This is a genomic window from Chryseobacterium sp. UF-81, from assembly GCF_058245105.1.
The window spans coordinates 149251-169576 of the sequence record NZ_JBSIBX010000009.1 but is presented as its reverse complement, the minus strand read 5'-3'; the positions used below and the strand labels follow the sequence as shown (position 1 = coordinate 169576).

Genomic DNA, 20326 nt, shown 5'->3' with positions numbered 1-20326 from the left:
ATAATAAACGGCAAAAAGCCCCGTGCCTATTGCAGAATTTACAAAAAATAAAATTATGCTGTTAGAAAAAATAATTTCAATTTCTGGAAAGCCAGGACTTTTCAAATTAGTTTCTCAACTAAGAAACGGTTTTATCATTGAAGATGTTACCACCAAGAAAAAAGTAAGCATTGGAAACTCAAGTCAGGTGAGCTTATTGGATAATATCGCGATGTTTACATTTGATAAAGAAGTTCCTTTGTTCGAAGTTTTTGAAAATATTGCTAAAAACTACGATTATAAAGAAACAATTTCTCACAAATCTTCCGATGATGTTCTGAAAGAATTCATGACGGCTTCTCTTCCTAACTATGATACAGAAAGAGTATATGCTTCAGATATCAAGAAATTGGCACAGTGGTATAACCTTCTTCAGAAAGCAGGATACATTACTCCTGAGAGCTTCGTAAAAGCAGAGCCTGAAACACTGGATGGTGCACAGGCAGAAGTAAGCATTGAAAAAGAAGCGCCTAAAAAGGCAGCTCAAAAAGCAGAAAAGCCTGCAGCTCCAAAAGTAAAAGCTACTTCTGCAGCCAAAGCAGCTCCAAAAAGCACACATACTAAAAAAGGATAATCTATCCTAAATGTAAATACAAATCCCTGTCAAAGAATATTGACAGGGATTTTTTTCGTTCTTTGTTTCAGGACAAAAGAACTTAATTAAAGATTTACCCTAAATTTGCATCACTTTGAATTCTCGATTATGAATACCAGACAAGAAAAACTAGAAGCTTTCGGAAGATTATTAGACATCATGGATGATCTGCGCGAAAAATGTCCGTGGGATCAGAAACAGACCCTGCAGTCGCTCCGTCATTTGACCCTTGAAGAAACCTACGAGCTTTCAGATGCCATTCTGCAGGAAGATTTGCAGGAAATCAAAAAAGAGTTGGGTGATGTTTTGCTTCATCTTGTTTTTTATGCTAAAATTGGTTCTGAAAAAGAAAGTTTCGATATTGCAGATGTCATCAATTCTTTAAACGAGAAGCTGATTTTTCGTCATCCCCATATCTACGGTGATACAGAGGTGAAAGATGAAGAAGAAGTGAAGCAGAATTGGGAAAAGCTGAAGCTGAAAGAAGGAAATAAATCTATTTTGGGCGGTGTTCCGAAAAGCCTGCCAAGTTTGGTAAAAGCTTACAGGATTCAGGATAAAGTAAAAGGAATCGGGTTTGAATTTCACGATGCAGAAGATGCCTGGAAAAAAGTGGACGAAGAAATTCAGGAATTCCATGCAGAAACTGATTCAGATAAAAAAGAGCTGGAGCTTGGAGATGTATTTTTCTCACTGATCAACTACGCAAGGATTTCAGGACTGAATCCCGATTCTGCGCTGGAAAGAACCAATCTGAAGTTTATCTCAAGATTCCAGAAAATGGAAGGGCTGGCAGAAGAATCAAATGTAAAGCTCGCTGACCTGTCTCTGGAAGAAATGGACGTATTGTGGGAAAAAGCAAAACGGATGTCATAAATAAAAATCACCCTTGTTGAATCTCTGCAGTGGCGGCACTTACATAAAACTTTTTCTGAATATCCGCCAGCAGAATATACAAGTTTTCCGGAAGTTTATTGGAATAGGTTTTGCATGGTTCATCCCGATTTTGATCCTGTAAAATAAAAATGATTCTTATTTTATTGATGGAACCCCGAACGGGGTCATTATCAAAAACATTATTAATACCTTAGAGAAAATATACGGTACCCGTATTTTCAGTTTTAAAAGATTAAAAAAATAACTATGCTGCGTATTCTTACTTTATCTGCTTTTTTATTGTGGAGCTGTAATCCGAAAGCTCAGGATTCTCCTAAAACCGATGAACTGAAGGTGGAATTTTCATTACCTAAAAAATTGAAAGAAGTTTCAGGAATCGTTCTGTCTCAGGATAAAAATATCATTTGGGCGATAGAAGATCAGGGAAATAAAAATGTAGTTTATGGACTGGATAGGCAGGGAAAGCTTACAGCAGATATCCTGGTAGAAAATGCAGAGAATAACGACTGGGAAGATATTACAAAAGATGCTCAGGGAAATATTTACCTCGGGGATTTTGGAAATAATGACAATAACAGGCAGAATCTGGCAATTTTAAAGCTGGATTTGAAGGATGCCTCCCAAAAAACAACCAAAGCTGTTCAGACTACAAAATTTCATTATGAAGGCCAAACTGAATTTCCCCCAAAGAAATCGAACTGGCTGTATGACTGCGAAGCTTTCATAGAAATGAATGGGAATTTCTATCTTTTCACCAAAAACAGAAGCAAAGGTTTCGACGGAACTTTTCTTGTATTCAAGATTCCTAATAAAGAAGGGAATTTTGAAGCCAAACTGATAGGGAAACTTAAACTTGCAGGCAAGTATAGCGATGCTGCTATCACCTCGGCTGCCATCAACACTACCAATGATAAAATAGTTCTGCTTACCCATAAAAATATTCATGTACTTTCCGGATTCACGGCAGATAATTTTAATACAGCTAAAATTGAGAAAGTATCATTAAATCATAATTCCCAGAAAGAAGCTGTTGTTTTCCTTGATGATAAAACACTTCTGATTGCTGACGAAAAAGATAAGGAAACGGGCGGAAATGTATATAGATTTGAATTTAACCCTCAAACTAAATAGCTAGCTGCAAGGGTTAAATTCAAAAAGCTCTTTATGGAGTAAGGTAAGAAATATGAATGTTTCCGGCGGATAATCTGAAATTTTGGGTGTAGACGCAGCGCACCCTAAATGTATCGTTCGTATTAAAATAGGTAATTGAAGACAGATTGTGATTCACCGCTAATGTTCGTTCACCATGTCCGGTAGATGTGGATGCCAGTGTTTCCGTAACAGGAGAAACTTTTTGAATCGAAGACTTTGCTGTTCCTGCCGTATACCCGTTGCCATTTAAGCTGAGATCATACGTGATGTAAGGAACTATGTTGTAATATCCGGGCTTTATGACAGTAAATACTCCCGTGCTTGAGTTGTATTTCAGATACGCATTGTCTATTTTATTACTTACATTATAAACATAACTTTTCGTGTAGCTCTCGTGGGTACTTATCGGGTTGCTGCCGGTACCGGTATAGCTTCCCGAGCTGGGATTGATATCCGTTTTATTGCCGACAAATACGACCTTTAAAAAGTTCTGGGATTCAATAGTGCCCCATGAAGGAGCATTTCCAGCCCCATTGGACATCAGGACTTCACCCCGGTTTCCTGAACTTCCTTTGGTTTTGGCATCACCGCCCACATTTAAATCTTTTACCACCTGAAGGCTTCCGTTAACATGCAATGTATTTTGTGGTGTTGGTGTTTCGATACCGACTTGTGCTTGTACGTGTAAGGACACAGCAAATAGTGCCATGTATGATAGCGTTTTTTTCATCCAATAAGTTTTTTTTGTTGAAATAATTTAAAGCAAATATAAATTCTTTTAAAAACATAGAGTTTTTAAAGGATACATAAGCATATAACCCTATGGATGTGCTTTTTTAAAGCAGGAAAAAATATGAATTAGTTTTTCTGATTGTATTTAATTTATATGTAATGATATACAAATAGAAAACGAAGATTAAAAAATTTATTTTATATTAAATTAATACATAAATCAACTTTTCTGTATAATAAAATACAGACTTTTAAATTGTAAATAAGAAAATGAATTAGATTAAAAAGTCATTCCTACTCCTGCAGAAATCCTTCCTCCGTCAGAGCCATAGAAATAATTCAGTCTTGCGGAAAACATTTCTACAACGCTTAACCAGAATCCTGCTCCTACAGACTGATGCCACTTTTTAGAATCCTCGCCGTCATTCCAGACACGTCCAAGGTCATACCCGATCAGAACCCCCATATTCGCAGGAATAATATTGTTTCTTACCCTTCCAAAATCCCAGCGGATCTCAGAATTGTTGGTGAAATAGGATTTACCTGAAAACCTGTCGTTCCGGAAAGCCCTCATTCCATTGTTGCCACCTATGCTTGCTGCCTGGTAGAATTCGAAATTATTATTGCTGATCCACATGGCATTGCTGGAATTCGCAAAAACGAAATTTCCTCTTTTGTCAAGTCTGTGGTCTATCGTCAGTGTGCCATTCAGGGTAAAGAAATTTTTGTTGGTATCAGAGAGATTGGTTTTCCAGTCTGCATTCATCAGTAATTCCAGCCCTAAAGTAGGAAAGGCATTATTATCAAGATTTTTGAAGCTGAAGGTATAATTGGCCCCTGCAAACTGCTGGCTTTTAAAAACCTCAGGTCTCACGTCAGGTGACTGATCTACAAAACGGTCGCCGTTTCTCTGTACCTTATTATCTTCAAACGTCAGTTGGAACTGATGCTGAAGATTCATCCAGCTCTTTTTAGAGATAGAAGGAGCAAAATTGAACTTGGAAATTCTTGCCCTGTTGTATTCTCTTTCTGCATTTTCTTTATCGTATTTACTCTCATTGGACAGTCCGAAGAAATTTTCAGAAAACCGGGGAGTCGTATAAGCTGCATCAAGATTGAAATCCCATCCGGATATTGCTTTTTTGAAAATTCCTTTGTAGGCGGCATTAAAACCTCCGGTTGCTGTATAAAAATTAACCTTAAGACTATGCTTTTGGGTATAAGGATCGCGGATGAAATTATTGACCGTATAATTAGCCAGAACACCCAGGATCACACCGTCATCCGGGTTGTAATCTGCATTAGGATAGCCGGCAAAGAAATTATATTTCGGATGCTTGTAATTGTAGGTGTTGATATCGTAATCATCAGAAATATTTTTGGTTCCGGAACCATTATAAGTGTTTTTCTGACTTTTAAAATCATAAATCTTCACACTTTTTCCGTCTGCAATATGGTAAACATCATGGTTGTAACCGCCAATCAGCCTGATATTCGTTTTAGGTCTTCCTTCCCCTGATACTTCATAAATATCATCATCTTCAAGGCCATAGATCCAGAGCTCCTTTGTTTTAGAATCTTCGTACGTTTTTTCAAAAACCAATTCTGGATTTTCTTTGTTTTTATCTAATTTATACTGCTTTACATTGATGGAGTGGGCTGTTTTTGTAATAACGAACTTATCAGGATTCACCGTCCCTGCAAGAGGAACCTTTTCCTGCAGCACATCATAATACTGGGCAGCATAATCCTGCAGCTTTGTTTTTCTGATTTTTAATTTACGCTGGATATCAGCAATGGTCTCATCTTTTACTTCTTTAGGAAGATTGCTGAATGCATCGTCAATATCCGCATCAGTAAGATGTTCCTGGATATATTTTGCCTGTGCAGTCCATTCTTCCTGTGAAGCTCCTTTTAAAAAGATAAGGTCCAGCGGATACGGTTCCATATTGATCCACTTTACATTTTTGATTTCCTCCTTAAAGGTCTTCATATGGCGGATAGCCGGAACATTCATAATAAGCTTGAAAGCAGCACCGTCATAACGACTGAAAGCCTGATCCCTGTCCTTCGGGATCGGTTTGTAAACAACATTGTCTCCATCCTGGTATTCCGCCCATTTCCACTGGTCCGAATGCCTGTCCCAGTCACCGATCAGCATATCAAAGATTCTTGCTCTTATGTACGATTCGCGGTCTACGGAATATTTATAATTTTTGGTGAAATTTTTCAGAACATCATCTGTAGAAACAATATCTTTAGCATTGTCCAGCGAAGCCAGCGTTTTAGGATCAGAAGAGAAGCGCTCTTCAATCATGTACATTTCATCGCCATAATTTTTGTTATATTCTCCTAAGGCATATTGCTTCGGGATGTAATATAATTTCGGATTACTATGAAAGATGCCGAGCTTATCAGCCATATTTCCTACTGAAAAAGGGGTGAACGGATGATTGGTCGTATAAAAATCGAGCAGAAACTTTTCAGGAAATGTGTTATTCAGCTCATTCCCGAAAGTACTTTTCTTAAAAGCCATATTATTCAGAAAACGGACGGCACTTTTTTTCACTCCTCTCATCACAAATTCCTGTCCGTCTGCCGCTTTCAGCCTTAAGCTGTTCGATTGATTGCCTCCGCCTTCTCTGAAAGGGGTAAAGCTGCCATTCAGAGAAGCAAGATCTGCCGTAGGCGCCTCAATTGGAATTCCATAATATTTCCGGTAATGCTCGCCCCATAACCAACGGTAAACAGGTCCTTTTTGGGTCAGCTTCACAGGATAAATGCTTGAAGTGGCTGTGGCCGGAAAATCTTTGGGATAATTATTCACAAAAACATCCGGTTTTGAGATCACAGAAATATGGGTAAGTTTTTTAATGCTGTTATCTTTTGTCGAAAAATATTCAACATCTGTGCTCTGGTCTTTTCTGATATTCAGAATGGCGAACCCACTTCCTCCGTAAGAGAAATCGGTTTTTTCAGCAATAGTGGCAGGATCCGTTTTAGAACCTGCGCCGCTGATAATCTGCCTGATATTCCTTTCTTCATGATACTGCAGATTATGATCATGTCCGGAAACAAAAATAATATTTTCCTTATCCTGAACAATGCTCTTTAACCGGTTGGCCAGATCTGCATAGTGCTGGTTGTTAATATCTTCCAAACTTGCTCCTGAAGAACTTCTCAAAATATTGATCACACTTGAAACAACCGGTACGGGAATCTTACTTTTCAATGGATAAAGATGTGATTTTGCAGAATTGAATCCCGCATGGGTTCCGCTGCTGATCACAGGATGGTGCAGGGCAACAATGATCTTTTTATCCTGGTTTTTGTTAACGAGATCTTTAAACTCTGTGAAGAAATCCTCACGTGTTTTGATTGTACAGTTTTTATTGATTCCGGGATATTGATCCCAGTTGACCAATGCCCATTCGGTATCGATGACGATAAGTTTAATATCTTTCGATAAACTGATATCATCAATTCCACAGGAATTTTTAGGAAGAAAAGCTTTTTTGTCGTTGAAGTAGGCTTTCACAAGATCTTCCTGTGCTTTTAGCCCGTCCAGACCACTGTTCCAGTCATGATTTCCCGGAATAACCAGAGTTTTACCTTTGAAATTTTTGGTAATGGCAAGCTGGTTTTCCAGTTTTTGCTTGGCCAATGCATACGCTTTGTCAGATTCTTCAGGCAATCCGTTGGGATAGATATTGTCACCCAGAAAGATCAGCATGGAATTGCTGTCTGCCGAATCCAGTTTGCTTTTCAGTAAGTTTAAGGTGTTCTGTGCCTGAGGCTCATCTGCATTTCCGGCATCCCCGATCAGGAAAATTTTAAAATCATTTTCAGATTTTACATCAGAATTGTTTATTTCAAATAAGTTTTTACCCTTTTTTACGTTATATGTTGCGCACGAATAGAGAACTCCTGCAGATAATACTGTCCGAAAGGCAATAGAAGTTTTTTTTAAATGAGTTTTAAAGGATAAATTCATAAATTTACATTAACAAAAATTCAGGGATGAATATTTTACACAAAGCTAAAGATTATGTAGAAATCTTATTCAAAGATAAGTTATCTTCCGTATACTTTTATCATAATTTTATTCACACGACCTATACGGTAAATAAGGCCGAAGAGATCATGCGAAATATGCCTGTTTCCAAAGAGGATCAGGAGAAGGTGCTTCTGGCACTGTGGTTCCATGATACGGGTTACATAGAATGTGCACAGAATCATGAAGAAAAAGGAGTAGCCATCCTTACTGATTTTCTGAAGCAGGAAAATTATCCTGAAAACTTTATTCATGATGTTTCTCAATTGATTCTGGCTACTAAAATCACCTATGAGCCGCAAAACCTTCTGGAAAAGATTGTAAAAGATGCGGACTGCAGCCATTTTGCTAGCCATGATTACAATGATATTTCCGATGCGCTCAGAAAAGAATGGGAACTTACCAATGTAAAATGTTTCTCCAACGACGAGTGGAACGCCGGAAATCTTGAAATGCTTAAAAATAAGCATCATTATTACACAGATTATGCAAAGGAAAACTGGGAACCTCTGAAAAAGAAAAACATCAAGAAAATAGAAAAAAAGCTCGAAAAAGAAGAGGATAAAAAAGAAAATGCAGATAATAAGAAAGAACCGAAAGAGCCCAAATCTGACCGCAGCGTAGACACGTTGTTCAGAGTAACGCTGAATAATCATACAAGGCTGAGCGATATTGCTGACAGTAAAGCAAATATTCTTCTTTCCGTAAATGCCATCATCATTTCAGTCTGTCTTTCTGTACTGGTTCCCAAACTGGATACCCCAAAGAATGCGCACCTTATCATTCCTAGCTTTGTATTGCTTACTTCAAGTGTACTCACCATTATATTTGCGATCTTGTCCACAAAACCCAATGTAACCAAAACGAATTTTACAGCTCAGGATATTGCAGACAGAAAAGTAAACCTGCTGTTTTTTGGAAACTTTCATCAAATGTTATTCGGCGATTTTCAGGATGCAATGAAAGATCTCATCAAGGACCGGGATTATATTTATGATTCTATGGTGAAAGACCTTTATTTCCTGGGGAAAGTTCTTGACAGGAAATACAAGCTTTTATCTGTAACTTATAAGATATTTATGGCAGGAATTATTATTTCCGTACTTTCTTTTGCCTATGCTTTTCTTTCGCTTTAATAAAAACAGAGACAAATGATTGTAAGACAGCGTACCAATTGGCTGAAAATGTTGTTTATATGGAGAGGTTCCGTATTGAAGAAAATTGTTGTTCAGCTGGGTGTTATTTTAATATTTTCACTGCTGATCTATTTTTTTAAAGGAAAAATTTTCGATTATAAAGTACATCTTAATCCTACTATTTTTACGCTGATAGGCCTTGCACTGGCCATCTTCATGGGATTCTGCAATTCAGCAAGCTATGACCGTTTCTGGGAAGGACGCAAGCTGTGGGGATCATTGGTGATAGAGACAAGGTCTTTTACAAGGCAGATCCTTTCATTGGTAAATGATTTCTCGCCCGAGGCTAAAGAAGAAAAAGAAAAAATCATCAAAATGGTTTCGGCATTCTGCTGGTCCCTGAATTATCAGCTGCGAGACAAGTCCGGAACAGAGCATTTAACGCGACTGCTTTCTCCGGAACATGCGGAACATTTGAAAGATAAAAAATTTATCCCCAGCATCATTCTCGGTTTTATTGCCGACTGGCTGAATGAACAGCGGCAGAAAGGAAATATTGATACGATTGTTATGACTTCTATGGATCACCAGCTGAACCAATTTTCCAATATTTCAGGAGGATGTGAGAGGATTTACAATACGCCTTTGCCTTTTGCTTACAGTGTGCTGCTTCACCGTACGGTTTATCTGTACTGTTTCTGGCTGCCGTTCGGATTGGTGGACAGTCTGGGCTGGATGATGCCTTTGATTGTTTTGCTGATCAGCTATACATTTATTGCCCTGGATGCTATTATTCAGGAAATAGGTGAGCCGTTTGGAGAGGAAGAAAATGATCTTGCCCTGAACAGCATATGCAGAACGATTGAATATTCTATTTTCGAACAGGCAGGAATACCACAGGGTGAGCTGAAAAAGCCGGATTCTTATTTTATTGATTAAAAGTTATTCTATTTCCTTTAAAAATTCACTCACTGATATTCCGAGAGCATCAGAAATTCTCATAAGGCTGAGAACAGAAGTATTGATGATGCCTCTTTCTATTCTGGTAATCTGTGAAATTTCTATGTCTAATATAAAAGCAAGCTCCTTTTGCGTGAGATTTTTCTGTAGACGCAATTCTTGGAGCCGTTTTCCAATATTTTGCAGTCTTATGAAATCCAAATTTCTCACAGGATAAAATTTGGATTTTGTAATTAGTTAGAGGTAAGCAAATTTGCCTACTTTTAGTTTTATATTTATTCATATGTTTGTGAAAATTATATATATTTACAACTTAAAACAAACAAATGATTATAAGAAAAAATTTATTTCTCCGGCTATTCTTGTTGATAGCCCTCAGCACTTTGCTGCATTCCTGCAGGAATAATGAATTACTGACAGAACAGGAAGCATACAACAACAGCAGCCAGTTCAGACCTGTCTCCAAAACAATCCGTTTAGAACAGAGCAAACACCAATTGGTTCTTAAAACCGAATTGCAAAAAGCACAGGACAATCTGCAAAAAATAAAAACCAATGCATCCGGTAAAACAGTTGATTATGCAAATGGTGTTTCTGTTGATACAGACCATGTAACCTACATTGAATATGGACCTGTCTTCCATACCTACACATTCAATCTGATCCGGGAAAACGCCCCTGAAAATGCGCCTGTAGAAAACCTGGTATTGGCTTCTTTACCCGATGGCGGTTATAAAGAACTTTTGGTAACTTATAATTTTACACCTCAGGAAAAGCTCGTCTTAGTTTCAGGAAAAGGAGTGAAAACAGCAGGTAAAACGACAGCCATTGAGCTTGCACCAGGAACGTATAGTGGAGGAATTTCCAATAAGGGGATGGGAGGTACAGAGTCCTGCTCCTACAATACCGTAGATATGTACTTTTCCTGCTATACGGGAGAGCATAACGAGGGAAATGAAAGCAGCTGGGGAGGCTGTAACTGGCAGAGTGAAGGAGGTTACCCGGCCCAGCACCTTACGGTAGTGGCATTAGTTTGTACAGCAGATACCAGTCTTGGAGATGATGGCTCCGGAGGAGGTGTGAGTATTGGAGATACAAGTGGCTTGGGAAGTGGAACCAATGACGGAACTCCTACATTACCCACCCTGACACTTCCAAAACAAACACCCTGTGGGAAAGTGAAAACACTTATTAGCAGGCCAATAATAAAAGATTCTCTTATTTCTTTTAAAGCTTACGCTCAAACCAATAAAAAAACAGAAAGAGGTTTTCAGGAGTTTAAAAGCGGTAGCTTAGTAAAAGGAAATGTAAATGGAGATAATCTACTAGAATTTGGGATAGGGTCAAACTCTTTAGGTACCGTACACACCCACCAGCCAAAAACAATTGGTATACTTGCACCACAGGATATCATGACATTTTTGCATATTGTAAGACAACAGGATCCTAACAGTCTTGGGAATGCATACAGTGGAACGGTTTCTTCCAGTGGAACTTATTTTATTTATTTTACAGGAACGGCATCTGATTTGCCTCCTGAAATGACTGAAGCACAGGAAGAAGCATATGTCAATAATTTAGTTACAAATTATATAGATTTTAATGATTTGACATTAGAAGAAGAAGGAAAAAGTCCAAAAGGAAAATTATCAAATCAAGGTTTAGAAAAACTTTTTAATTATTTAATTAATACGATGGGATTAAGTGGTAAAATAATACTTATCAAAGAAGAAAGTGGGAATACTTCCACAATAGAATTTAATCCAGATGGAAGTCCTAAAATACCAAATCCTTGTTAAAACAAAACATTATGAAAAATAAAACATTCTTATACTTATTAATTATATTATTTTCAATTAGTTGTAAAGCACAACAATATCCATTAAATACGAATTTTACAACAATTCCAAATGGTTCTTATATAAAAGATACCAACAATGAATATAACAAATTTGTTGGAACCTGGAAAGTATTAATAGAAAACAAAGAGGTTTATCTTTATATTACAAAACAAGAAAATAGACCAACAGATCGTATAACTAAAACTTTCTTTCGAGATGTTTTATTAATTAGATATAAAGTTATAATAAATCATCAAATAGTAGAAAACACAATTAATTCTTCTAATGAAAGTATTAATATTGTTAGCACACGAATTGGAATAAATAATTCGGCTATGTTTAGTTATACAGGTGGAAAATGTGGTGTAGGATGGGGAATGATTGATTTAACATATGTAGATTCAACACATTTAAAATGGAATTATCAGCCTCAATCTACGGTAATTACTAATAAGAACTGTTCAGATTACCCTGCTGGTGGTATTAAAATAAATTTACCTGATGAACCTGCTGATATAATTTTCACTAAACAGTAATGAAAAATTTGGGAATATGTTTAGGAATTCTTGCTGTGTTTTCATGTAAAGCACAGCAAGAATATCCCTTATTAACAGATACTTCCAATATCCCTAATAATTCTTATATTAAAGATTTGGATAATGAATATGATTCATTTGTGGGAACTTGGAAGTCAAATTTAAATAATAAGACTGTAACATTGAAAATTACCAAAGTTTTGCAAAAGCCATTACAAAAACTGACTCAATCATATTATTCAGATGTTTTAATTGTCCAATATTCTATTCAGGATAATAATGGAAATATAATTGAGAATAATATTAGTTCAAATTTGAACGATTATAAAGTTATATCAACATTATATAGCAAGAAAGCACAAGTAGCAAAACTCTATTATCAAGGGGGTAAATGTCAAGTTGGCTGGGGAGGTATAAGCTTAAAAATGATAGATCCCACTCATTTTAAATGGAATTACCAACCAGAATCAACAGTTATTACAAATAAAAATTGTTCAGATTATCCAGCTGGAGGTATAAAAATAAATCTGCCATATGAACCTGCTGATATAATTTTCACTAAACAATAATGATATAAACCGCTGAAAGGCGGTTTTTTAATTGTGATAAATATCGATAAAATTAGCAGTTTGATTAAACCAAAGACACCCTCAATGCCAGCAATCCCGTAATTCCCTGCAAATCCTCTACTTTTAAAAACTCTATATCATTCTGCAGAATTTCTTTTTTCTGAAGCTTATTGATGTATTCCAGGTATTCTTTCTGGTTTTCCATCCCGAAATAAACGATGGTAATTTTTCCTGGGCAGGTAATTCTTTCTGAAGAGTCTTTGATGTGGGCTTTATCCAGTCGTTTTTTTACAATTTCATAATACGAATTGTAGGCACCGTCTACATCAAAACGTTTTTCATCCATCCTGAAGCGGATATCTATCTTTTCATTATAGACAAAAAGCAATGAGGCGATATCAAGCTGTATCGGCAGGCTTTTTTTGAAAGTCTGGAATTCGCGTTCCATACTGCATATCGTCTTCAGCTGCCAGTATCTTAATTTGTGGACCACTTTGGATGTATAGCTGAGATCCGGAGCAATATTATGCCCGATATACAGATTGTGCTCTACACCATCAGATTTAAACCTCTCATAATAATGCGGGAAGATCTGCTGGGCTTTCACCTGGCTCTCATCCAGCATGTCGGCAAGTTTTCTGTTGACCAGCGTTATGGAATCATCTAAATTTTTTCTGTTGGCATAGAACAGATCGGTTTGAGCAAAAACCTGTGTAAAATAATCTTTGATTTTATTTTTTATTTCCCTGTCGGTTTTCAGTTCCAGTTTCCCCTGCAGATAGGGGTGGACTTCCTCTCTCAAAAGTCTCTGAAGACGCTGTTCCGTATCAGCCTTGATTTCGTTGTTCAGTTCATTTTCAAAAACATCAAGAGCCAGAAGGTATTTTTCTGAATCGGAATTGATGAGCGTGAAAATATCATGAAGGCTTTCAAGCTGCTGGTTGAGGTCTTCAAGCATCAGATTAAAGCGTTTCTCTGAAGAGGAACGGATATCCGAGAACCCGAACAGTGGTGTCAGGTTTTTGAAGGAGATCTGTTTCAGTGTGTACATTTTTTTTCCCAGTGAAGCATTGAAATATTTTTCGGCTTCGTTCCTGAATTTCCATACTACACTGTCGTGGATAGAGGTGTATTCACGCTGGATAATGGCTTCTATCTGGTAGTTTTTTTCAAAGCTGAATCTGTTCAGGGAGAACAGGATCATATCGGTGAAAAACTCCATTTTTTTCAGTTTTAAACCGTTGAAACTGTTGGCTTGCGGAGATGTAAATTCCATAATAGCCAGAAGCTCGTTATCCTTCATGATCGGAATCACCATGAAGCTGTTGATATTGTTGTCCCTTAAAATACTGAAAGAAGGAAGTTCTTTGATGCTGTCATCCAGATTGTCCACATTCGAAATGACAATCGGTTTGGAATTATGATTTAAATTGGTAAAAGTATTTTTCCGGGTTTCCTCATCAAATGCATTGATCCAGAAATCCAGGACATGATGGGTGAAAACATTTTCGTAGATAGGAAGCCTGCCAAGTTTCTGATCTTTCTTGTCGAAAAGCATGAGCCCGAAATTAAGCTCCGGGACATCAAAATATGACTTGAAAATTTCAACAAGATTTTCATCCGGGCTCAAATCCTCCGGATCAATTTCTATCATACTGGACTTAAGATCGGAAAGGGCCACTTCAGAAGTGCAGTCTACCAGGGAAACAATAGTGAAGCCTTTTAACACCCATGATTTTGAAGGGAAATATTTTTTCCAGAGTTTAAAATCGTCCAGATTTTCAAGCAGCATATCCAGCACATCATCCGTTGGGATTTTTGCCTCCTCAGTGGGATAAACCTCTGTAAAATCTGAATTGACTGTAATTTTGTAATGTTTCATGATTCCCAGTTTGTTTGGGATATCATAATAAAGAGGCATGGTACTTTTGATGTCTCTTTTGAAGTAACTCTGAAGGATAAGGCAGCAGCAGAAGACATAAAATTCATCGTCCCCGATATTCCTCAGCTCTATTTCAAAATCCTTTCCGGCATCTTTAAGTATACCTTTAAATCTTTCGGTATAGTTGAAAGTAGTTTTGGAAAGCGGAACACTGGCGGCTTTGATTTCATTGTGTGTAAGACCGGTAGGGAAGAGGTCTGCAAGAAGCTGCCTGATGAGGTCTTCATGTTTTTCGAGAAGGGCTTCATCCAGGAATCCGTCTCTTAGCTCAGGAAATTTTTTTGTTCTTTCAATTAAAGATTGGGCATAATTAACCCTGTACTCCAAGCGGTCGTTGTAACGGATATGTTCCAGTACATCCAAATATTTTTTGAATGATATGAGAACCTGAAATGGAGCGTCTTTTTTGTAAAGATTAGCCAAGAGCTGTAATTTAAAGTAAAGTTATGAAAAAAACACCACTTTCAAGTACACTGTAAATGGATGAAAACCATATTTATAACAGCTTTGCGTATTTTTCTTAAACAAAATCCGAATATTGATACAGCATTATTTGTTACTTCTTTTCTTTTTTGAAAAATTCTGCAGTTTTGCGAAAAAATATGAGGGTGAAAGCTGAGAGTATATTTTTAAGATAAAAAATTATTGTTCATATTTTATCTTTAACGCAAAGTTTTATCTTGATACTTTATATTTTTAGGTTGCAAAGAAGGAATCAATCTTTGATTGATTTGATGAAGTACATGTTTTATCCAGCAGCTTAATCAGCGGCTTGTCATACCTCTTTGCTTTCCTTAAATTGAGCGGTTTTTAAAATAGAACTTTGCATTAAAAATCTATTAGACTTTAATATCTCTTGTTATAGCCACAAAAAAAGCACAACCGAAAAGTTGTGCTTTGTATATTTTGATATTGGGATCTTACAATCCGAACTGTCTAGCAAACAGATCAGGGAAAATTCCTAATATGATAATTGATGCAATTACAAATACGGCTACAATATTGTAAGTAAGGGTTACTTTTTCTGAAGATTTGAATGTTGTTTCTTTGAAGAAGAACATTGAAATGATCAGTCTTAAATAGTATGCAATAGATACTGCAGAACCTAATACAGCTACCAATACTAAGAAAACCCCGTGCGTTGAATTCATTGCCTGGGAGAATAAAGCAAATTTCCCCATGAAACCGGCTGTTAGCGGAACTCCTGCCATTGAAAGCATAGATATCGCCGCAACTGTAGCCAATAGAGGTTCAGATTTTGCCAATCCTTTGAAAGCCCCGAAGGAAGTTTCTCTTTTTAATTTTTCAACATAAATCAGACACATGAAAACTCCTACCGTTGATAAGGCATAAGCAAATAAATAGAACGCTAAATTATAAGTAGAAAGACTTGTCATTCCGAAGAAAACCAATCCGATATATCCTGCGTGGGAAACAGAGGAGTAGGCGAGCATCCTTTTTGCATTGGTCTGGGCAAGACCCATAACGTTGGCTAAAAGCAATGTGATGATCAGGAATACGCCAAACACATTGATCCATTCTTCAGTAACGCCTCCAAATCCGATAGTCATTAATCTGAATAAAGCAAAGAATCCTGAGATTTTTACCACACTGGCCATAAATGCAGTAATGAGTGAAGGGGCTCCATAATATACATCAGGACTCCACATGTGGAAAGGTGCCAATGCTACTTTGAATGCCAGCGCACAAAGAATAAGAAGAACTCCTAAAATAAACATAACGTCTTTAGGGTTTTTCACTCCGAAATCCTGGATCTTATATAAATCAAAACTTCCGGTACTTCCATAAATAAATGCAATCCCAAACAGCAAGAAACCTGTCGCAAATGCACCCATCAGGAAATACTTGATCGAAGCTTCATTTGATCTTAAATCTGTTTTGTTGGCACCGGCCATTACATACAGCGGAATGGAAAGAATTTCTACTCCCAAGAAAAGGGTTACCATATTCTGGAATCCAAAAAGAATGATTCCTCCGCATAATGCAAAAAGCATCAGTGCATATAATTCCGACTGGTGGCTTCTGTGGTTGCTGAACGCAAAACCTCCCAGAAAGAATAACAATAAGGTTGTTACAATAGATATTTTGGTGAATAACGCTGTATTTGCAGTATATTCATACATGTGTCTGTACTTTTCGAAGAAAGCACATTCAGGTAAAAAGCTTACATATAAAGCGACGATCAATCCTAAAATCCCAATGTATCTTGCGAATTTTCCCTGTTCAAAAACTCCTGAAAATAACGCAATAACTGCAGTTAGGAAAACAATAATTAAAACACTCATAATATAGATTTGAGATGTGAGATTTTAAGTTGAGAGTTTAAAGTTTAAGGTTCAGAGTTTAAAGCCCAGTGGAATAATCTCCCGTCTCTAATCTCCTTGTCTCCTTTCTTCTTACTCTTCTCTAATCTCTTAATTTTTTAATTTTTAAATCTTTTAATTTTTAGCTGGCCATTGCTGTGTAAATAAACGTCAGCGAGCTATTCACCATATTGATTATCGGTTGTGGGAAGATACCAAATACGATCACAAAAACCGCTATACTTGCCAATACAGAAAACTCTACTGCAGATAAGTCTTTTGCGGTACTTAATACTGCATCATTTCCCTGTCCGAACATTGCTTTTCCGTAGAATCTCAATAGATACACAGCAGCAAAAATTACCGTAAGACCAGCAATTACTGCAGCCAAACCGTTGAAATCATATACCGATTTCAGCAAAATAAATTCTCCGATAAATCCATTAGTCAATGGAACTCCCATTGAACCTAATATAATAATAAGAAACAGCACGGCAAATTTCGGCGCCACTTTCGCTAACCCTCCCATTTGTCTGATGTCTCTTGATTTAAATCTCTTGTATAAGATATCACAGCAGTAGAATAATCCCACTACGTTGATACCGTGGGCAAAAGTCTGTACCAATGCTCCTTCAGCTCCTTCAATATTGAATGTTCCTCTTAAAGTGATCACCGCAGAAGAGAAAATACCCGCCACCATTAATCCTACGTGAGAGAAAGAAGAATACGCAATGATTCTCTTCATATCGCTCTGGATGATCGCGATCAATGCACCGTGAACAATCCCTACGATAGCCAGAATAATGACGATCTGTCCTGAGATTCCTGCAATAGGAAGCGGAGTGATCGGAAGTAAATAACGGATAACACCGTACACCGCCATCTTCAGCATGATCCCTGATAAAAGCATGGATCCCTGAGTAGGAGAGTAGGTATACGTATCCGGCTGCCACGTATGGAAAGGGAATACCGGCAATTTCACTGCAAATGCAAAGAAGATAAACCAGAATACCACCGTCTGTTGTGTTTCATTAAGCTGAGCGTTATATAAATCTGTTAAAGCGAATGATGCAGAGTTGTTGTACACATAAATCAATCCGGCTAACATAAATAATGACCCAACGAATGTATAAACGAAGAATTTCGTAGTGAATTCAAATCTTTTATTTTCCTGGCCCCAAAGTCCGGCAATGAACCAGATCGGAATCAGGGTTACTTCCCAGAAAATGTAGAACAACAGTCCGTCTAAAGAAGTGAATACTCCAACAAGACCGAATTGCATCAGCAGGATCAGGCCGTAGAATGTATTTCTGTAGCTTACATTTTCGTTGAAAGAAGATAAAATAATGATTGGCGTTAAAATATTGGTCAGCAATAATAGAAGCAGACTCATTCCGTCAATACCGAAATGCAGTGAGCTTTTGATAAATTGTGACCAGGGATAATTGATCTCGTGCTGCAGTACACTGTCTACCGTTGGATTAAAATTAAAATCCGCTGTGATGTAGAAAGTAATAAGCATTTGGATCAAAGCTATTCCTAGCGCCAAATATTTGCTGGATTTATTTTTCCATGCAAAAACTAATCCCGAACCTACTAGAGGTAATAGTAATAATGTTAATAATAAACCAGACATTATTGTAATATAAAGTTAACAATCAGTATAATTCCCACTGCTAAAGACATGATAAGAATATAAGTCTCTACATTCCCGTTCTGGATACGCTTCATCGCTTTTCCGCTGTCTTCAGCGCCTTCGCCTACGAAGTCTACAAAACGGTCTAAGATCCCCTTATCGAACATCTTTCCTCCGCGTCCTAATCCTTCAACAGTTTTTACAATCAATGCATTGTAAAGTTCGTCTACATATAATTTCTTAGCAGAAAGTTTTTCCCATCCGGTATAGCTTTCTTCTGCCAGAGCCATTTTTTTCTTTTTCACGTAGGTATTTTTCACGATAAACCATACGGAGAAGAACATCAGCACTGTAGCCCCCAATAAGATCATTTCAGTCCCAAACGGAACTCCCGAAAGGGTAGCTTCCATCTGCTTGTAGCTCTGCTCGGTAAGAACAGGTTTCAGCCATTCCATTAATTTTGCATAATGACCGTGTCCGATGAAGTGAGGAAGGTTAATAAAACCTCCAAGCACAGAAAGGATAGCCAGAACGATCAACGGAAGGGTCATATTAGACGGGCTTTCGTGTAAATGGTGCTTCTGATCTTCAGTACCTCTGAACTCTCCGTGGAATGTAAGATAGTACAGTCTGAACATATAGGTTGCAGTCATGGCCGCTAAAGCAAATAAGATAACCCAGTAAACAGGGTTTTTAGCGAATGCTGCTACTAAAATTTCGTCTTTTGAGATCATCCCTGATAATAGAGGGAAACCTGAGATGGCCAATGTTCCGATAAGGAAAGTAGCGTGTGTGATAGGGATATATTTTTTCAGACCTCCCATGAAACGCATATCCTGCTCGTTGCTCATTGCGTGGATTACAGAACCGGCACCTAAGAATAATAAAGCTTTGAAGAATGCATGGGTCATTACGTGGAACATCGCTGTCGTATAAGCTCCCAATCCTAAAGCAATGAACATGAATCCAAGCTGTGAAACGGTAGAGTAGGCCAATACTTTTTTGATGTCGTTCTGACGGAGTGCATAGAATCCAGCCAAAGCAGCTGTTAAAAATCCGATGAATAAAATTCCTCCCTGAACCGTAGGTGCCAAAGTAAATAAGAAGTTTGATCTTACCACCAAATAGATACCTGCCGTTACCATTGTTGCCGCGTGGATCAACGCTGATACTGGAGTAGGTCCGGCCATCGCATCCGGTAACCATGTATATAAAGGAACCTGAGCAGATTTACCGGTAGCTCCGATAAATAAACTGGCTGTAATAAAGATAATTACTGTTCCGTCTAATTCAAATTTTGAAGAGTTCTGTGCTACTGTAAGATAATCCACCGCATTAGTCTGAGCAGCGATCATAAAAATTCCGATCAGTAAGGCAAGGTCACCAATTCTGTTCATGATGAACGCTTTTCTTGCTGCTTTACCGTATTCTTCATTGGTATACCAGAATCCGATTAACAGATAAGAACAAAGACCTACACCTTCCCATCCGATAAACAGGATCAGGTAGTTGCTTCCCATCACTAAAAGTAGCATGGAGAAGATGAAAAGATTCAGATAAGTAAAGAACTTATAGAAACCTTTATCGTGGCTCATATATCCGATAGAGTATAAATGGATCAATGAACCGATCCCTGTGATGATCATGACCATCATTAAAGAAAGCTGATCGATCTGGAATCCGAAATTGATCTGAACCCCGTTTACGGTGAACCACTCAAATGCTTTTACAATGATCGGCTGACTTTCAGAATCAAATTTCATGAAAAGACTTACTGCGATACAGAATGATCCGAAAACCACAGCTGTAGCCAGAGAGCCTACAAATATTTTTGGAAGATTTTTCCCGAATAAACCGTTAATAAGAAACCCTAATAGTGGTAAAAGTACTATTGCATACACTAAATTTTCCAT

The 20326-nt window shown here is 37.5% G+C and carries 15 protein-coding genes; 8 read left to right on the top strand and 7 right to left on the bottom strand.

Features of this window, described 5'->3' with window-relative positions; translation table 11 throughout:
- The first annotated feature begins 55 nt into the window (after positions 1-55).
- From AC4IFE_RS13785 to AC4IFE_RS13775, 3 genes are all read left to right on the top strand, one after another.
- Positions 56-613, top strand: coding sequence for a DUF5606 family protein (locus AC4IFE_RS13785; protein ID WP_490757738.1), 558 nt, complete (start codon positions 56-58; stop codon positions 611-613).
- Between the two features lie 129 nt (positions 614-742).
- The gene (gene mazG, locus AC4IFE_RS13780; RefSeq protein WP_490757737.1) at positions 743-1510 is read left to right on the top strand and encodes a nucleoside triphosphate pyrophosphohydrolase; all 768 of its coding nucleotides are present in this window, start codon (positions 743-745) and stop codon (positions 1508-1510) included.
- Positions 1511-1777: 267 nt separating this feature from the next.
- Positions 1778-2662, top strand: a complete 885-nt coding sequence (locus AC4IFE_RS13775) for a hypothetical protein (protein ID WP_490757736.1) — start codon at positions 1778-1780, stop codon at positions 2660-2662.
- Positions 2663-2693: 31 nt separating this feature from the next.
- On the opposite strand, the gene AC4IFE_RS13770 is transcribed toward AC4IFE_RS13775, so the two are convergent.
- Both AC4IFE_RS13770 and AC4IFE_RS13765 read right to left on the bottom strand, forming a co-directional pair.
- A complete protein-coding gene (locus AC4IFE_RS13770; protein ID WP_490757735.1) occupies positions 2694-3413 on the bottom strand; it encodes a hypothetical protein in 720 nt (239 codons plus the stop codon).
- Between the two features lie 282 nt (positions 3414-3695).
- Entirely contained in the window at positions 3696-7409 is a 3714-nt protein-coding gene (locus AC4IFE_RS13765) for a metallophosphoesterase (protein ID WP_490757734.1), read from the bottom strand.
- 26 nt (positions 7410-7435) lie between these two features.
- On the opposite strand from AC4IFE_RS13765, the gene AC4IFE_RS13760 reads away from it, so the two are divergent.
- Complete coding sequence (locus tag AC4IFE_RS13760; RefSeq protein WP_490757733.1) at positions 7436-8605, top strand: Pycsar system effector family protein; 1170 nt, start codon at positions 7436-7438, stop codon at positions 8603-8605.
- A gap of 15 nt (positions 8606-8620) precedes the next feature.
- Positions 8621-9544 carry a bestrophin family protein gene (locus AC4IFE_RS13755; RefSeq protein WP_490757732.1) on the top strand — a complete coding sequence of 308 codons (924 nt, stop codon included), beginning with the start codon at positions 8621-8623 and terminating at the stop codon, positions 9542-9544.
- A 3-nt stretch (positions 9545-9547) separates the two neighbouring features.
- On the opposite strand, the gene AC4IFE_RS13750 is transcribed toward AC4IFE_RS13755, so the two are convergent.
- Positions 9548-9775 carry a helix-turn-helix domain-containing protein gene (locus tag AC4IFE_RS13750; RefSeq protein ID WP_490757731.1) on the bottom strand — a complete coding sequence of 76 codons (228 nt, stop codon included), beginning with the start codon at positions 9773-9775 and terminating at the stop codon, positions 9548-9550.
- 116 nt (positions 9776-9891) lie between these two features.
- Between AC4IFE_RS13750 and AC4IFE_RS13745 the strand changes: the two genes are divergently transcribed.
- From AC4IFE_RS13745 to AC4IFE_RS13735, 3 genes are read left to right on the top strand one after another with little or no spacing between them, the layout of a single operon-like run.
- The gene (locus AC4IFE_RS13745; RefSeq protein ID WP_490757730.1) at positions 9892-11364 is read left to right on the top strand and encodes a hypothetical protein; all 1473 of its coding nucleotides are present in this window, start codon (positions 9892-9894) and stop codon (positions 11362-11364) included.
- 11 nt (positions 11365-11375) lie between these two features.
- Entirely contained in the window at positions 11376-11942 is a 567-nt protein-coding gene (locus tag AC4IFE_RS13740; RefSeq protein WP_490757729.1) for a DUF6705 family protein, read from the top strand.
- The gene (locus AC4IFE_RS13735; protein WP_490757728.1) at positions 11942-12511 is read left to right on the top strand and encodes a DUF6705 family protein; all 570 of its coding nucleotides are present in this window, start codon (positions 11942-11944) and stop codon (positions 12509-12511) included. The genes AC4IFE_RS13740 and AC4IFE_RS13735 overlap by 1 nt, the downstream gene beginning before the upstream one ends.
- A 64-nt stretch (positions 12512-12575) precedes the next feature.
- Here the strand turns inward: AC4IFE_RS13735 and AC4IFE_RS13730 are convergent, their stop codons facing one another.
- The 4 genes from AC4IFE_RS13730 to nuoL all read right to left on the bottom strand — a co-directional run bounded on the left by AC4IFE_RS13730 (position 12576) and on the right by nuoL (position 20326).
- Positions 12576-14876: a GAF domain-containing protein gene (locus AC4IFE_RS13730; RefSeq protein WP_490757727.1), complete on the bottom strand. Its 2301-nt coding sequence runs from the start codon at positions 14874-14876 to the stop codon at positions 12576-12578.
- A 497-nt stretch (positions 14877-15373) separates the two neighbouring features.
- Positions 15374-16759, bottom strand: coding sequence for an NADH-quinone oxidoreductase subunit N (locus tag AC4IFE_RS13725; RefSeq protein ID WP_490757726.1), 1386 nt, complete (start codon positions 16757-16759; stop codon positions 15374-15376).
- 160 nt (positions 16760-16919) lie between these two features.
- The gene (locus AC4IFE_RS13720; RefSeq protein WP_490757725.1) at positions 16920-18413 is read right to left on the bottom strand and encodes a complex I subunit 4 family protein; all 1494 of its coding nucleotides are present in this window, start codon (positions 18411-18413) and stop codon (positions 16920-16922) included.
- Positions 18413-20326: an NADH-quinone oxidoreductase subunit L gene (gene nuoL / locus AC4IFE_RS13715; RefSeq protein ID WP_490757724.1), complete on the bottom strand. Its 1914-nt coding sequence runs from the start codon at positions 20324-20326 to the stop codon at positions 18413-18415. Before nuoL ends, AC4IFE_RS13720 begins: the two co-directional genes overlap by 1 nt.

Bases quoted from the DNA above. Each gene is read 5' to 3' on its own strand.
- AC4IFE_RS13785 (WP_490757738.1), top strand. From the start codon at position 56: ATGCTGTTAGAAAAAATAATTTCAATTTCTGGAAAGCCAGGACTTTTC.
- mazG (WP_490757737.1), top strand. From the start codon at position 743: ATGAATACCAGACAAGAAAAACTAGAAGCTTTCGGAAGATTATTAGAC.
- AC4IFE_RS13775 (WP_490757736.1), top strand. From the start codon at position 1,778: ATGCTGCGTATTCTTACTTTATCTGCTTTTTTATTGTGGAGCTGTAAT.
- AC4IFE_RS13770 (WP_490757735.1), bottom strand. From the start codon at position 3,413: ATGAAAAAAACGCTATCATACATGGCACTATTTGCTGTGTCCTTACAC.
- AC4IFE_RS13765 (WP_490757734.1), bottom strand. From the start codon at position 7,409: ATGAATTTATCCTTTAAAACTCATTTAAAAAAAACTTCTATTGCCTTT.
- AC4IFE_RS13760 (WP_490757733.1), top strand. From the start codon at position 7,436: ATGAATATTTTACACAAAGCTAAAGATTATGTAGAAATCTTATTCAAA.
- AC4IFE_RS13755 (WP_490757732.1), top strand. From the start codon at position 8,621: ATGATTGTAAGACAGCGTACCAATTGGCTGAAAATGTTGTTTATATGG.
- AC4IFE_RS13745 (WP_490757730.1), top strand. From the start codon at position 9,892: ATGATTATAAGAAAAAATTTATTTCTCCGGCTATTCTTGTTGATAGCC.
- AC4IFE_RS13740 (WP_490757729.1), top strand. From the start codon at position 11,376: ATGAAAAATAAAACATTCTTATACTTATTAATTATATTATTTTCAATT.
- AC4IFE_RS13735 (WP_490757728.1), top strand. From the start codon at position 11,942: ATGAAAAATTTGGGAATATGTTTAGGAATTCTTGCTGTGTTTTCATGT.
- AC4IFE_RS13725 (WP_490757726.1), bottom strand. From the start codon at position 16,759: ATGAGTGTTTTAATTATTGTTTTCCTAACTGCAGTTATTGCGTTATTT.
- AC4IFE_RS13720 (WP_490757725.1), bottom strand. From the start codon at position 18,413: ATGTCTGGTTTATTATTAACATTATTACTATTACCTCTAGTAGGTTCG.
- nuoL (WP_490757724.1), bottom strand. From the start codon at position 20,326: ATGGAAAATTTAGTGTATGCAATAGTACTTTTACCACTATTAGGGTTT.